Origin of the sequence: Pseudoalteromonas sp. ASV78 (assembly GCF_047806705.1) — a bacterium.
GTDB classification, from domain to species: Bacteria; Pseudomonadota; Gammaproteobacteria; order Enterobacterales; family Alteromonadaceae; genus Pseudoalteromonas; species Pseudoalteromonas prydzensis_A.
The window spans coordinates 3,897,000-3,910,950 of sequence record NZ_JBLOPA010000001.1; the positions used below are offsets into that span (position 1 = coordinate 3,897,000).

16 protein-coding genes are annotated in these 13,951 nt (G+C 39.6%); 13 read left to right on the forward strand and 3 right to left on the reverse strand.

Annotated elements, in window-relative coordinates:
- Positions 1–194 precede the first annotated feature (194 nt).
- From ACMVDV_RS17770 to ACMVDV_RS17800, 7 genes are all read left to right on the forward strand, one after another.
- The gene (locus ACMVDV_RS17770; RefSeq protein ID WP_416158976.1) at positions 195–899 is read left to right on the forward strand and encodes a hypothetical protein; all 705 of its coding nucleotides are present in this window, start codon (positions 195–197) and stop codon (positions 897–899) included.
- Positions 900–904: 5 nt separating this feature from the next.
- Positions 905–1,357: a hypothetical protein gene (locus tag ACMVDV_RS17775; RefSeq protein WP_416158977.1), complete on the forward strand. Its 453-nt coding sequence runs from the start codon at positions 905–907 to the stop codon at positions 1,355–1,357.
- Positions 1,358–1,706: 349 nt separating this feature from the next.
- Positions 1,707–2,051, forward strand: coding sequence for a hypothetical protein (locus ACMVDV_RS17780; protein WP_416158978.1), 345 nt, complete (start codon positions 1,707–1,709; stop codon positions 2,049–2,051).
- Between the two features lie 425 nt (positions 2,052–2,476).
- Positions 2,477–4,054, forward strand: a complete 1,578-nt coding sequence (locus ACMVDV_RS17785) for an L-lactate permease (protein ID WP_416158979.1) — start codon at positions 2,477–2,479, stop codon at positions 4,052–4,054.
- A gap of 306 nt (positions 4,055–4,360) precedes the next feature.
- A complete protein-coding gene (locus ACMVDV_RS17790) occupies positions 4,361–4,978 on the forward strand; it encodes an SMI1/KNR4 family protein (protein WP_416158980.1) in 618 nt (205 codons plus the stop codon).
- A complete protein-coding gene (locus ACMVDV_RS17795; RefSeq protein ID WP_416158981.1) occupies positions 4,950–5,573 on the forward strand; it encodes an AAA family ATPase in 624 nt (207 codons plus the stop codon). The genes ACMVDV_RS17790 and ACMVDV_RS17795 overlap by 29 nt, the downstream gene beginning before the upstream one ends.
- 250 nt (positions 5,574–5,823) lie before the next feature.
- Entirely contained in the window at positions 5,824–6,219 is a 396-nt protein-coding gene (locus ACMVDV_RS17800; RefSeq protein WP_416158982.1) for a hypothetical protein, read from the forward strand.
- A 232-nt stretch (positions 6,220–6,451) separates the two neighbouring features.
- On the opposite strand, the gene ACMVDV_RS17805 is transcribed toward ACMVDV_RS17800, so the two are convergent.
- Positions 6,452–7,669, reverse strand: coding sequence for an IS4 family transposase (locus ACMVDV_RS17805; protein ID WP_416156999.1), 1,218 nt, complete (start codon positions 7,667–7,669; stop codon positions 6,452–6,454).
- 407 nt (positions 7,670–8,076) lie between these two features.
- On the opposite strand from ACMVDV_RS17805, the gene ACMVDV_RS17810 reads away from it, so the two are divergent.
- From ACMVDV_RS17810 to ACMVDV_RS17830, 5 genes are all read left to right on the forward strand, one after another.
- A complete protein-coding gene (locus ACMVDV_RS17810) occupies positions 8,077–8,334 on the forward strand; it encodes a hypothetical protein (protein ID WP_145241238.1) in 258 nt (85 codons plus the stop codon).
- Positions 8,335–8,609: 275 nt separating this feature from the next.
- Positions 8,610–9,605: a fatty acid desaturase gene (locus tag ACMVDV_RS17815; RefSeq protein WP_304184928.1), complete on the forward strand. Its 996-nt coding sequence runs from the start codon at positions 8,610–8,612 to the stop codon at positions 9,603–9,605.
- A gap of 83 nt (positions 9,606–9,688) precedes the next feature.
- Positions 9,689–10,066, forward strand: coding sequence for a VOC family protein (locus tag ACMVDV_RS17820; RefSeq protein WP_416158983.1), 378 nt, complete (start codon positions 9,689–9,691; stop codon positions 10,064–10,066).
- A 50-nt stretch (positions 10,067–10,116) separates the two neighbouring features.
- Positions 10,117–10,365, forward strand: coding sequence for a TIGR03643 family protein (locus ACMVDV_RS17825; protein WP_416158984.1), 249 nt, complete (start codon positions 10,117–10,119; stop codon positions 10,363–10,365).
- A gap of 87 nt (positions 10,366–10,452) precedes the next feature.
- Positions 10,453–10,866 (forward strand): GFA family protein, encoded by a 414-nt coding sequence (locus ACMVDV_RS17830; protein ID WP_064667226.1) that lies wholly within the window; start codon positions 10,453–10,455, stop codon positions 10,864–10,866.
- A gap of 3 nt (positions 10,867–10,869) precedes the next feature.
- Here the strand turns inward: ACMVDV_RS17830 and ACMVDV_RS17835 are convergent, their stop codons facing one another.
- On the reverse strand, positions 10,870–11,388 hold the full coding sequence (locus tag ACMVDV_RS17835) for a carboxymuconolactone decarboxylase family protein (RefSeq protein WP_416158985.1): 519 nt from the start codon (positions 11,386–11,388) through the stop codon (positions 10,870–10,872).
- A gap of 357 nt (positions 11,389–11,745) precedes the next feature.
- On the opposite strand from ACMVDV_RS17835, the gene ACMVDV_RS17840 reads away from it, so the two are divergent.
- Positions 11,746–12,639: an AraC family transcriptional regulator gene (locus tag ACMVDV_RS17840; RefSeq protein ID WP_304184938.1), complete on the forward strand. Its 894-nt coding sequence runs from the start codon at positions 11,746–11,748 to the stop codon at positions 12,637–12,639.
- Between the two features lie 9 nt (positions 12,640–12,648).
- On the opposite strand, the gene ACMVDV_RS17845 is transcribed toward ACMVDV_RS17840, so the two are convergent.
- Positions 12,649–13,863: an MFS transporter gene (locus ACMVDV_RS17845; RefSeq protein WP_416159115.1), complete on the reverse strand. Its 1,215-nt coding sequence runs from the start codon at positions 13,861–13,863 to the stop codon at positions 12,649–12,651.
- Between the last annotated feature and the right edge of the window lie 88 nt (positions 13,864–13,951).

The following is a 13,951-nucleotide window of genomic DNA, read 5'->3' on the forward strand; positions in this document are numbered from 1 at the left end:
ATATTCATCAATTGTATGAATAATAAAAATATTAATTTGGCTAAAGTAATACCACAACAGCTTTAATTTAAACATATGGAACTCTGATATTTAACGCTTATTATCAACTCCGCCATGGCACATTGACAAAAGTGTTTTGAGAGGGGGAGACACTATTAATCGTTAGGTCACAAAATCAAATTATGGAAAATAAAATGCAAAATGGATCGCAGGAAGATCAAAAAATATTTGAAGCGTCAATTAAGGCCTTACAGTCTGAAATAGCAAATGTAGGTGTGCATTTGATAATTGATGCAGAAGCTCGTCAAGCCTATTCAAAGCAAATATTGACAATGGCTTCTGAGCTTAGAATTAGTGCAAATACTGGAAGGATTACTTGGTCTGTAGCAGCTGCTCAAGCCCAAGATGCCAGAAACGTGATAATGGATGTGATTAGATCTAGAAGTACCCCTGTTGGCTTAGCTATGGCACAACAAATAAAAAGCGAAGGAAAAACCTTAAATGAGCTTGTAGCAAGGAAAACAAAACAGCTTTATGGGCAAACAATAACATTTGATGGACTATCTAAAGCTAAGCAAAATATCGTTTACTCTGAAATTGTAAAAGCTGCTGGAAAGTCTAATCCTAAAGTTACAGCTTCAATGAAAAAGCTATCTTCTGCTGGTAGGAGTTTAGTCTTTTTGTCTATTGCTATATCTGTATATACAGTTGCTACCGCTGATAATAAGTTTGATGCTGCTGGGAAGGAAATAGTGATAACGGGTGCTGGTATAGGAGGGGGAATTGCCGGAGGGGCTTTAGCTGGTTTAGCGTGCGGTCCTGGGGCTCCAGTATGTGTGACAGTTGGTGCATTTGTTGGCGGTGCGCTAGCAGCTTTTGGCGTGAGTATAACTTGGTGAAAAATATGATCATACTCGACAGTCAAGAGTTTAATACGCAGCCTATTTCTTCAGAGCAAAGTAATATATTTTTAGATGGCATTCAAACAGGTAAAAGAATTGATGGTAGTTATTTGGAGCTTTGCATTAAAACTGATGATAAATATCTTGTCTTTATGACTGACGATATCCCTAATGAAGATATGCTCCACATACATCTTTTGAATGAGAGTTTAGATGTTATTGATTCAGCTACAATTGGAAGTATGTATTCAACGGGATCGTTTAGAAACTATAATATTCAAAGCTCAAATACTATAACGTTCCATTTTATTGGCGATACTGAATGGAAAATAGAAATATTAGATAACAGGTCGCATTTACTGCCATTTATTTCGCTACCCAAAGGCGTTTCTAGAAAGCACACCTTTTCTCAATATTTTAAAGTACATGGTAATCCACACTCAGAAGTTAAGTGATTTAACACATATGGGCCTCAACTCTATCTATAGGCACTAATGTTCGTTTGACCGTTTTTATTCAGTGACGGTCAATTCTAAATCAATAAACAAATTCGTTTACTTCGTCTGTCGATGCACCAGTTAAGCAAGTAGCTTACGGCAAACACATATAGGCGCGTTACGTAGTAATCTCTTATTATGATCTCATCGCAGCCAGCTTTTTTCATATCTTTGTATGAAACCAAAGTAACCGATTGAATCAAAATAGGAACTCGGCTATGGTTAATACATCAATAAAAATAAATTAAAAACGAGTTATTCTACAGGCTCGTTAGGTGTTAGTGTCCTGATAATTGGGAGGATGTAAATGCAGTGGATTGCTATTCTTGCCGCTTTTGGTTGGAGTTTACTACAAGTTTTGATTTTGTTTTTAGCTACACAATGTATTTTTGGTCTTATAGAGTTTAGATCTACAACAGAAAATAAGTATCAAAAGTTATTATCACATTCTATCATGTGTCTTTTTTACTCTTTATTTATATTGCCATTCATTTCATTAGGCTTATTTTATTTTGCAGTTATAAATATTACTAATTGGCATGAACTTGAACCTGCAATTTGGACATTTGCAATTTGGTGGGGAGCATTATTCACTTTCTACTCCTTATTATCTGTAAAAAAATCGTATGTACAATCAGATAAAAGTAAATAGATAAAAAGCCACATACCACATATGAGTCTCAACTCAGTTAATAGGCACTTAAGCAAGTAACTTACGGCAAACACATTTCGGTGCGCCATGCAGTTATAAGTGCAGTAGTTGCTTTCACTCCTTTTAAGCGCAGCGTCTCAGAACCTCTTGGTGAATAATGCACTTAAACTTTTTGCGCAAAGAGCAATGAATGAAAAATAAATGAGGGATAATCTAAATAATAAAATTATTTTTAATTGGCAGTGCCAACTTAGCCTTAATGGCGTATTTTTATTAAGATGCCAGTAAAAAACGGCTCTGGTTCTGAAATTGGTGTACGCTGGTCTTATTCGCTATTCGTGAGCTGCGCTTTAAACTGTTTAATTTTTGCTTAGAGCTGATTAATTGCTGACAGTAAATAGCTCGATATCACTAAGGATGTGTTGATGAATACCGTGATCGCCGCTTTGCCGATTATTATTTTAATTTGGTTAATGACTAAGCGTGATCCGCTTCCTTCATATATTGCGCTGCCAGCCATGGCGTTATTAACTGGGTTTTTACAGCTAGTTTATTTTCGTGCTGATTGGCAATTAGTCGCCGCCAATTCGCTTGCTGGTGGTTTATCGGTTGCTACGCCTATTTCTATTATTGCCGGCGCTATTTTGCTCAATAGGCTGTTAGCTATTTCTGGTGCTGAAGCAACGATTAAAAGCTGGTTAGAATCAATAAGCAGTAATCCTGTTGCGCAACTAATGATCATCGGTTGGGCGTTTGCCTTTATGATTGAAGGTGCCTCTGGATTTGGCACACCAGCTGCTATTGCAGCTCCTTTATTAGTTGGTCTAGGTTTTGCGCCGCTTAAAGTCGTGGTGTTTACGTTGATATTAAACTCTGTGCCTGTGTCGTTTGGTGCTGTGGGTACTCCCACATGGTTTGGTTTTTCGAGTTTAAATTTAGTACCAGAGCAAATACTGGCTATATCACAATGGACTGCGTTATGTCATGTTGTTGCGGCAATGGTCATTGTGCCCATTGCCTTGCGGTTTGTGTTATCTGCAGAGGTGATCCGTCGCAATGGGATCTATATTTACTTAAGCATTTTTTCCTGCGTGTTACCTTATTGGTGGATAGCGCAATGGAATTACGAATTTCCCTCTTTACTTGGTGGCGCTATCGGCCTAGTACTGAGCGTTGTGTTTGCTAAATTTAATATCGGTTTAAGCACCGCAGACAAACAGATAACGCACAGCGTGAACATTTCGCGCAAAACACTGCTTATTGCGTTATCGCCATTATTGTTACTGATGATTGTTTTGTTGCTTACGCGAATTCAGCAGTTAGGCATTAAAGACTGGTTAAATAACGACAGTGCTTGGTTAGCGGCCGATTTGAGTTTTGCGCAATTTCAACTTAGTGCAGCCTTAATAATCTCACTGCAAGATATTTTTGCCACAGGGGTTAGCTGGTCGTATAAAACGCTGTATGTACCTGCCATTATTCCGTTTGTACTCGTGGTGGCGGTGTGTTTGCCGTTATTAAAAATGAATGCTAAACAAGTTAAACAAATGTGCAACGAAACAGCGCAACGAATCGCTTTACCTTGTGTTTCGTTACTGGGCGCATTGATCATGGTTAATTTTATGATGTTAGGCGAACACAACGCACCAATTTTTTATATGGCACAATCGTTTGCGCAACTGAGTGGCGAGAATTGGACCTTGTTTGCGGCTTTTCTCGGTGCTTTAGGAACATTTTTTTCCGGCTCAGCAACGGTCTCTAACCTAACTTTTGCTGGTATTCAATACAGCATAGCGCAGCAGGTTGGCTTACCGACTACATTAATACTTGCACTACAGTCCGTTGGTGCAGCAATGGGCAATATGGTCTGTATAAGTAATATTATCGCGGTGGCAAGTATTGTTGGTTTAAATAACCAAGAAGGCGTGGTGATCAAAAAAACAGTGCTGCCGATGCTGATTTATGCTGCAATTATTGGCATATTTAGTTATGTGTTTTTTTAATGCCTGTTAACCTGCTCGTGTCATGCTAATGATGCTTTTCGGTAGCTGTAGGGTAAATTTTGATATTGACAAAGTATAACAGCTAATTGAGCGGCCAAACGTTGATTGCGCACATATTCAAGGATATAAGCGACGCGCGTATATTGTTCTATTTAGCTTTGCTTAAAGATAATAGAAAACTTAGAGATAGTAATACCTTAGCTAATTTGTTAAAAATATATAAAGTAAAAAATGAGCGTGGTCGGAGCAGAAAGATCCGCCCTTCGCGCACTATAAAATTGTTAAGCCTCCAAGTGGAGTTGTAGATTGGGATATAAAAATTTAATCGTAGAAGATCCCGGAGCGCCTGCGACTGAAAAAGAGATTGGGGCTTTAGAAAAGGAATTGGGATGTTCTTTGCCTGAGGACTACATTCAGTTCCTTAAAACGTGTAATGGTGGATATTTAGAGTATGACATTCTTGTAGAGCTTGAAGACGACGCAAGTGAATACCTATCTTTTTGTGGGTTGTATAAAGCGAGCAACTCGCGTGAATGGGAATGTAATCCATTTGAATTGCAGCAGGAAAGAAAGAATGATGATTTCCCGCGAAAAAAGGTTTTGCCTATAGGTAGAGATGGTGGTTCAAGCCGGTTGTTTCTAGATCTGAGGGATGGTTATAAAGTTGTGGCTTTCGTCCAAGGGCTGCCAGAATGGACAGGGTTGCGAAAGAATGACGCGCTAGTGGTCTTAGCTGATTCATTTGATGAGTACCTTGAAAAACTGACTCTATGTGACGAAACAATTGAAGACCACATAGAGAACTTCGATGTAAATGCAGAAAGCGTTCAGGCCACTATAGAATGGCTTGATTCTATAGGCACCGCGTGGCGTAAGAAATATCAATCGAAATGGAATGAAAGAGTACCGTTTCATCAAATATAAAAGGCTTAACAAATGGCTGTTGTCGGACGTGCCTACGCTGCGCTCCGGCACGCCGCAAAGCCGGGCGTTATATACAAGGAATAGACATTTGAGTTGTCCAACGCTATATATATTTTCCGGTTTGCCTGCGGTTGGAAAATCTACACTTGCTCAACTGCTTTCGAAACATTTACGCATCTTATATGTCCGCATTGACACTGTTGAACAAGGATTACGGGATTTATGTGATCTGGAGCTAGAAGGTGAAGGTTATCAGCTCAGTTATCGGATTATTCAGGATAATTTGCTGTTGGGTCTTAGTGCTATTTCCGATTCTTGTAACACCGAGGAGTTTGTTCGTCGGGAGTGGGAGGCGGTTGCCACGAATGTAGGTGCGAAATTTGTAAACATTGAAGTCATTTGTACCGATCCAAAAGAGCATGAGCTACGAGCCATTAAACGAAAAAGCACTGTGGCAAATCTCAAGCCTCCTAGTTGGGATAAGATTAAAAACCGAGTTTACGAACCTTGGAGTTCAGAAGTTATAACGATTGACACAGCAGGTTCGAGTGTTGATGATTCATTAAAAGAACTCTTGGCAAAGTTGGGTGTGTGACGATTGTATATAACAAGTTGCTGCACCGGAAAAATGGCTCGCTGGCGCTCGTCATTTTCCAGTGAGCAAAGCGTTGAGTCTGTAGAATTACTCTTTTTTAATAAAAACAGCTTGTTTTATGGGTTCCAAAATACATTAGCTAATACTTTAAACACGCTTAGAGTTAATTACAGGAGCTAGTTTTTTAATTGAATTTGGCTGTTGGAGTTATTCTACAGCCTCGTTATAAGCCCCCAATAGAATTGAGTTTATGTCTCTTTTAGTATGTAAAAAATGTTATTCGACGATTGTTGCAAAGGATAAAACTCCAAATGCTAGGGATCGGAACTATATTTGTCCAGTTTGTGGAACTTCAATAAATACATTTAATATCAAATACTATTTAATCGCTTTTGCTGTGTTATTTCTTTTGTGGGCAATTTCGTTTTTTTCTCACCATATTAGTGAGGGGAATTTAAAATGGGATTCGGCAAATCAATCATCATTATTATTAGCTGTTATTATGGTAACCTCAATTGCTTTCGCAATTTATCGGCACTTAAAGGTAAATGACAAGTCAAAAAAATGGGTAGTATTAGGCTGTATTTCTTTAGTTTTGCTGCTCAATGAAATCCATATTGCAGCATCAAGAGTTTGGGGCTTGTAACAATACGCTCTGAGGTGGACAGCAAGCACTAAAGCTCTCTTTCCACCGCAAATTTTAACAGCCTTGCTCCCTTACTTTTCAATGCTGTTAGGTAAGTTGACTCATCTTTGGGCGTATGAGTCTTACAGCACCTAAAGAGTGTTCGTATCCATTTAAATGCCAGTGATCTGATGATGGTTGTTCTTACTTTATAAGCATGGGGATTCCTCTAAGGGATCCCCAAAAATAATTATTAAATTTCAATTACATCACTCACATCCATATTTTTCCAATCGAGTTGCACTACCACCTGTACGAAATAGGCTAGTCCTGCCAAATAATCTCGCCGTCGCAGTTTAATGGACTGTTTTTTGAAGTATCGCAGCCCAACAAATGCCCATGACACTACTCGTCTTTTTTTGGTTGAATTAGCTTGAAAAGCGCCTGTCTTTCCTGCTTTGTCTATCACTGCCCCCAGCATCATTGAGAACCAATGAGCCAGTGTGGCAAGCAGCAACAGTATGTCTAATCGATAGAGTTTGTTTGTCCTGTGCAGATCTGAGCCTAAGCCGAACCTAACACTTTTTTGATCTCGAAATCCTGCTTCTATCTGCATTCTCATACCATATAATTTGAGTACTTTTTCGAGAAAGTGGTGCCTCTTTGGAAGAGAAGAAACGAGTAGCCAAGGCTCCTTATAACCACGTTTTTTATCTCTTTTTAATAACTTATGTCCCTTGCCAACCAGCACTGCATGAGTTTGATATTTTGCACTTTTGGTCAACTCGGTCGCGCCAAGATACTGGCTCTTACGTTGATTGCTCTTGAATAGTGACTGGCATGGAACAAACTCATCGCTGCCCTGCGTTTTCAAATGTGCCGTACCTCGAACACGGCTAATATAATGCCAGCCATTGTTTCGCACGGCTTTGAGCCAAGGAACTTTAAAGCCCGCATCCGTCACAATTACGGGCCGGCAGTCACCCGGCAAAATCAGTTTGAGCATCTTTAAGAACCGTTTTTGAACTTTTGGGCAATGATACTGAAAACTGAATGCACTTTCCTGATACAGGGTCAAAGAACGACCTTCACTGGCAATGCTGGCACGCAGAATACAGTATTTGGTTTGTGTATCTGCATGACTCCAATCAACCAAAATGACGGGATGCTTTTCAGTGACCACAAAACGGCTTAAGCGAACATAAACCGATGTCGACTCACGCAAAAGCTCGTGGTTACTGAGTAGTCGATCAATACGTTTAATATCATGTTTTTCAGTTGTTTTTGAATTCAAGTTGCGGCCGATAGAAGTCAAGGTACATTGCTGACAGTGCAATAGAGATTTAACGGCAGCGACTAAAGTATTAAATCTGGCTTTATGAATTGAGTTAGGGGTGACAGCGTGGAGCATATTGTGCAAAATAGTAGACGCATTCATGGTGTTTAGTTCTGTTGTTTTTAAGCGATTCATAAGATCACAAAACACCATGAATGTTCCCTCGCTTCCCACATTTTTTAAGACTATTAATTCATTGATATATAAAGGCTAATTTTGGGGATGTTTTAGGGGATTCCTGTGGCTTCTTGCTGACGTCTATCGCGGTTTAGTAACGATGCTTTACCACAATAAATAACACACAGATAATCCTGCCATTGTGTTCGGTGACAGGGGATTACATCTGCTCAAATAAGCCACTTAAACACTAGTAATACCTGCCAAAACGCCAATTAAAGCAACAGCAAATCCTCTTTTTATATTTTACGTGAAAGTCAGTTGTCGATTGAATCAAAATAGGAACTCGGCTATGGTTAATGCATCAATAAAAATAAATTAAAAATGAGTTATTTTACAGGCTCGTTATAAGCCAAGGGGGCAAAGTGGAAATCAAGTACTGGTTCATTATTTTAGCAGTAGTAGCTCTATTAAATTTAGTTGTATCTATTTACTTGGCAAAGAGAGATGATTTAGAGGTTTTTCAAAAAGCAGCTCAAATTATTCTTGTTTGGTTAATTCCAATATTTGCTGCTATTGGATTATGGTTATTTCACAGGTCACAAGATGTTCCTCCTCGTTTATCAAAGCCTTTAGGTGGTGGCTCAAGTAGCAGTTCAAATATCACAGGTAGCGGTGATTAAAATGCTAATAACAAGCAATTAGGATCGGCAACGTCCGTTCATGGCACTCTGTTGCCATAATAATTCTTACAGGTCAAAAGACTGCTATTTTTATTTAAGTCGATTTAGCTACGACTAACTTACCCAACTGTAGTTATATTAAAGAATATGCTTGATTTAAATTAACTGCAGTTTATTTTTTCGTTGCTCGTTGCTCGTTGCTCGTTGCTCTCGCTATGGCAGCTTTTTATTTATTCGGGTATCATCTGCGCAACTTTGATTATCAGTTGCTATTTATGACCACGTTAAGTGCTAAGGAAAATATTCAAGCCATTGTTAAGGCGATTAAAGCTGAAGAAGCTAAGCTTCGTCAAAAGCATCCGTTATTAGCTCATCAAAATACTCTCGGGATGGCTATTTTATTATTATCACTCGGTGCGTTGATTGGGGTTGGTGCGCTTTATTACTTTGCTATTATCCCCGCGTGGCTATGTATTATTTTAGCGGCCATTGCAGCGTCAATTTCCCACGAGCTTGAACACGACCTGATCCATAAACAATACTTTAGTAATCAACCTTTTCTGCATAATTTTATGATGCTTACGGTGTGGTTGATGCGACCCAACACGATTAGTCCGTGGTATCGTCGTAAAATGCATTTGCACCATCATAAAGTGTCGGGCACTGAGCAAGACTTAGAAGAGCGCTTAGTGGGTAATGGCATTAAAAAACCATGGCTACGGGCGCTGGTGATTGTTGATGGCTTACTCGGCTTGTTGATTAACGCTAAACGTTTTAGTAAAGAAATCAAAGGCTTTAGCTTTTTTAAGGTATTTAACGCCGGGTTTCCGGTTACCACAGCGTACTTTGCTATTTTATACAGTGTAATTGTGTTTCATTTAGTTAATTTATTTACTCCACTTGCGGCTAATTCGCCGGCGTTGCTGCTGGACATTATGGCGCTGTTTGAGTTTTTAATGGTGGTGTTGATTGTGCCTAATATTGTGCGGTCAAGTTCATTAAATTTTGTTACTTCATCAATGCATTACTACGGCGGCGTTAACAATATGCTGGAGCAAACTCACGTATTAACTAGCCGTTTATTTATGCCGTTTCATTTGTTTTGCTTTGATTTTGGTCGAACTCACACTATTCACCACTTTGTGCCAAATCAGCCATTTTATTTACGCCAAATGATCAGTAAAAAGATCCTTGCCGTGATGAAAAAACACGGTGTGCGCTTTAATGATTTTGCGAGTATTAAACAAGCAAATCGCTATCAAGCTTCTTAATATCAAGGTACAAATTACTAATTGACCTCAAGCTAAGTTAAGGTTTTAACGTCGTTATCTAACTCAATATTTAGGTAACGACTATGAACCTTAATCAAATCACTTTACCTGTCACTGACATCGAAAAAGCAAATCAATTTTACTTGGTCATGGGCTTTACACAAATTGTAAAAACAGATCATTACTCACGCTTTGAGTGCGCTAATAAAGCCACGTTTTCTTTGTTATTAACCGATGATGCGTTTAGTAATGGCGCGGTTATATACTTTGAAAGCGAAGAACTAGACAAGTGGGTTGCTTGCTTAAAAGCTAAAGGCTTTAAGTTTGAATCAGACATCACCGAGCAGCGTTACTTGTGGCGCGAAGCGCTGTTAAAAGATCCATCAGACAATAAAATCAAACTTTATTGGGCGGGGAGTAATCGGCTGGATCCACCCTGGCGAGTTGAAATTATAGATTGATCGTATTCTTGCTATGTTGGGTATAAAGATAGTTTGTAGAAGAGTCTATTATGTTTGATAGTAGCCAAGTGTCTAGAATCATCGAGATGGCGTGGGAAGATCGCACTCCCTTCGAAGCGATCGAAAACCTATATGGTTTAAATCATTCCCAGTTAGTTAGTTTTATGCGCGACAATATTTCATCGGGTTCATTTAAAGTCTGGCGTAAGCGCCATGCTGGCCGTACAACCAAACATTTAAAATTACGTGATCCCGCTATTATGCGCAGCCACTGTAAAACCCAGTATAAAAATCGTTAATGGCATAAAAAGAGTGTTGAATATACCGCGTTATTTGGCGTAAAGTTGCTAACCACTATACGGCTAAAATTTAATTTAGGGGTTATTATGCAAATTACCGGACGTTGTCATTGTGGGGAAGTTACTTACCATGCAGAGGTTGATGAAACGAAAGTATTAAACTGCCATTGTACTGATTGCCAAGTAATTTCGAGTGGGCCGTTTCGTACAGTTGTGCTCTCTAAAGCGAATGCGATTACCTTTACGGCCTCACAACCGAAAGAGTATATAAAAGTTGCTGACAGCGGTAATAAACGTGCGCAAGGTTTTTGCGGCAATTGTGGTACTTCATTGTATGCGACCTCAGTTGGTGAGGGTGATAAAATTTATGGCTTACGAATAGGTGCTATTGAGCAGCGTGAACAACTTATTCCTAAAACGCAAATTTGGTGTCGCTCCAGTCCAGCTTGGTTAAAAGAGCTGAACACCATAACTGGCTTTGATACTGTGCCAAATGGCTAATAGCTATGCATGCGCTAACAGTTTTGCAAAAGATACGTTAGCGCGCATGGCCACATTGATATCTGCTTTTATGGCTAATGAATTAATAACGGTATTTATGTGAGCCACCTCAAATTGTGAATCAAGGCATGCGGCCAAATGAGTTTGCAGTAATGGTTCAAAATTATCATCCACCGCCAATGTACCCAGCTTTATTGCTAAAAGACACTGCTGAGAAAGCCTGTTATTAGCTGCATTCACACTAGCTGTAGAGGTTTGCTCAATTTCTTGTTCTACTAAAACGGTGCTCTTTGGCTGCCTTTGTAAGCATATTTGTTTAAGCACATTGAGGCTATTTAATGCTCTAGGTAGGCCTATAAACCTGACCATATAAGAGAATGCGCTATTAAGTTCATCAATCGTTAGCCCTTGATCTAGCCCTTCGTTCAGTAAACTTTTTAGCCGGTATAACTCTCCCATTGCCGCAAGGGCTGCAATAGCTGCAACAAGTGAATACTTTGTGTGGTTATTTACTTTAAGCATAATGTCTCTTTAAAAATTAAGTCGCGTAATTCAATGACAGCATTAACTGTTACCCTTCATTAAAAAGAACATCAATAACCTAGTTAAGGAGGAGTTACCTCAGCTCGGTGTTTTTGTTTTTTAACGATATGAGTAGGGTTGATTTATTTAGATTATTTGCCAGTGTTTATGATGATAATGTGTCAGCACATTGATATGCCTGAGCGAATATTTATTATTACTGATAATTGCTAAATGTGTTTGTTAAAACCAATGTGTTTTTTGCCTAAAACAACAGATCATGATTGTTATTAATATTTATTGTTATGCTTAGTGCTAAGCTTGGGCTATAAAATGATGACATTAATTTAAGACGTAATGAGTAACAAACAAACCCTGACTGAATCTGTGTTAGCAGTTGCAACACAGGATGGCATTTTTAATACCCAAATAGCGGCACTGACTTTAGTTAGGCGCAGCAATGTATCTGAGCCTATGCCGTGTGTGTACGGGCTTGGCTTAGGGGTTACTGTGCAAGGTGGCAAGCGCGTTACCTTAGGCGAAGATATTTATGATTATGCTGATGGGCAAACATTAGTGGCCTCTGTGGATGTGCCAGTTGTTAGCCATATTACATCCGCCTCTGTGCAGCGACCTTTTTTAGGGTTGCACTTAAGTTTAGACAGTAAAGTATTAGGCCAAGCGGTTGCCAATATGGATTTTAATGAGCAATACAACGGCACTCGTCAAAACGCTATGTCGGTGGTGGATGCCGATGACGGTATTTTAGATGCTATCAACAGGCTTATTAAGTTACTAACAGAACCACAGTTGATCCCTTTAGTTGCACCTTTAATTCAAGAAGAAATTGTTTTTCGGTTATTACAAAGCCCGCATAGTTACCTTTTAAGGCAAGTAGTTACTGCTGGATCAGCAAGTCAAAAAATAGCTAAAATTTTATATTGGCTTAAACAAAATTATAAAGATGATTTTTCGATAGTGGATTTAGCTGCTGAGGCGCACATGAGTGAATCAACGTTTCGTCAACATTTTCGAGAAGTGACTAAGCTCAGCCCGTTGCAATATATTAAAAATTTACGCTTACAAGAGGCGAGGCAGTTAATGCTGAATCAGCGCCTTGATGCGAATACGGCTGCTTTGCAAGTGGGCTATGAAAGCGCTTCACAATTTAGCCGCGAGTACACGCGATTTTTTGGCCGTCCACCGCTCAAAGATATAAATGCACTGCGTTTAAGCAATGCATTTATTTAGGTGTGTAGGTTAGCTATTGGCGTTATTTGTCATGGTGATATTGCGGCCCCCTAAATAGCCAAATACGGCGCATAAGGCACTTGCAAAGGCGCATAACCACAAGGTGGTTGTCCAATTACCAGAGTAACTATGTAATGCTCCTGCGATAATCGGCCCAGAGGCGGCAAGTAAGTAACCCAAGCATTGCGCCATACCTGACAGCGAGGTGGCTTGTTGGGTATCATGAGTACGTAAGCTAATAAACGACAAACCTAAAATAAAGCAAGCGCCAGAGCAAAACCCTAAGGTGACCGCCCACAGTGAGGCAAACTCAGGTAAATAAAGCAGCCCAATTGAGCCTGTTGCGGCTATTAGTGCTAACAAGCTGGTTAAAATTCGTTGATCTTTAAGCTTTGCCAACAATGGTATTAAGATAATGCCAGGCACTGCAGACGCTACTTGAAAGGCACCTTGTAGCGCACCCGCATGCTGAGCTGTATGGCCACCTTCAATTAAAATACTCGGCAACCAACTAATCATAATATAGGTAAAAAATGAATTTAACCCCAGCAGTAAGGTAATCTGCCACGCAAGTGCTTCGTGCCATACTTTGTTGCTGTTAACACTCGCCAGCAGATCTTTTGTGGGCTTGGTATGAAGTTTTAACTGCGGTAGCCAAACAATAATACTCACTAGGGTAAGTAAGCCATAACAAGCAAGGGCTAATTGCCAACCCATACTTTTATATTCAGCCAGCGGAATAATAAGCGCGGCATAACTGCCACCAAAAATACCCATCGCTAGTACGTAAGTAGAGGTCATTACCGCCACTTTATGTGGGAAGTCGCGTTTAATTAAACTCGGCAACAGCACGTTACCTATTGCGATGCCAATACCTATGATGGCGGTGCCTAAATACAACATAGCGGCAGAGTTTATTAATCGTGACGCCAGTCCTAGGCCAATTAGGATTAGTGCGATAAATAACGATATTTCCAAGCCTTGTTTTTTAGCTAGGCTTGCCGCCATTGGGCTTGCCAGTGCAAAGGCAATTAATGGTAAAGTAGTGAGCATACCGGCTTGAGAAGGGGTTAAAGCAAAGCTTAAGATAATTTGCTCAAGCACAGGAGCAAGCCCTGTAACCGGTGCGCGTAAGTTAGCGGCAATAAAGATAATGCCTAAAATTAAAATAGCAGAAGAAAAAGCAGTTCTTTTAATGGGAGTCGAGTTCAAAACTAAAATCATCAATAAGAAAGAGGGAGCGCAATTATAGTCTAAGCAGACACTACGTTGATATTAAATGGGATGAATAGACTTTCATTTCAAAAATAAT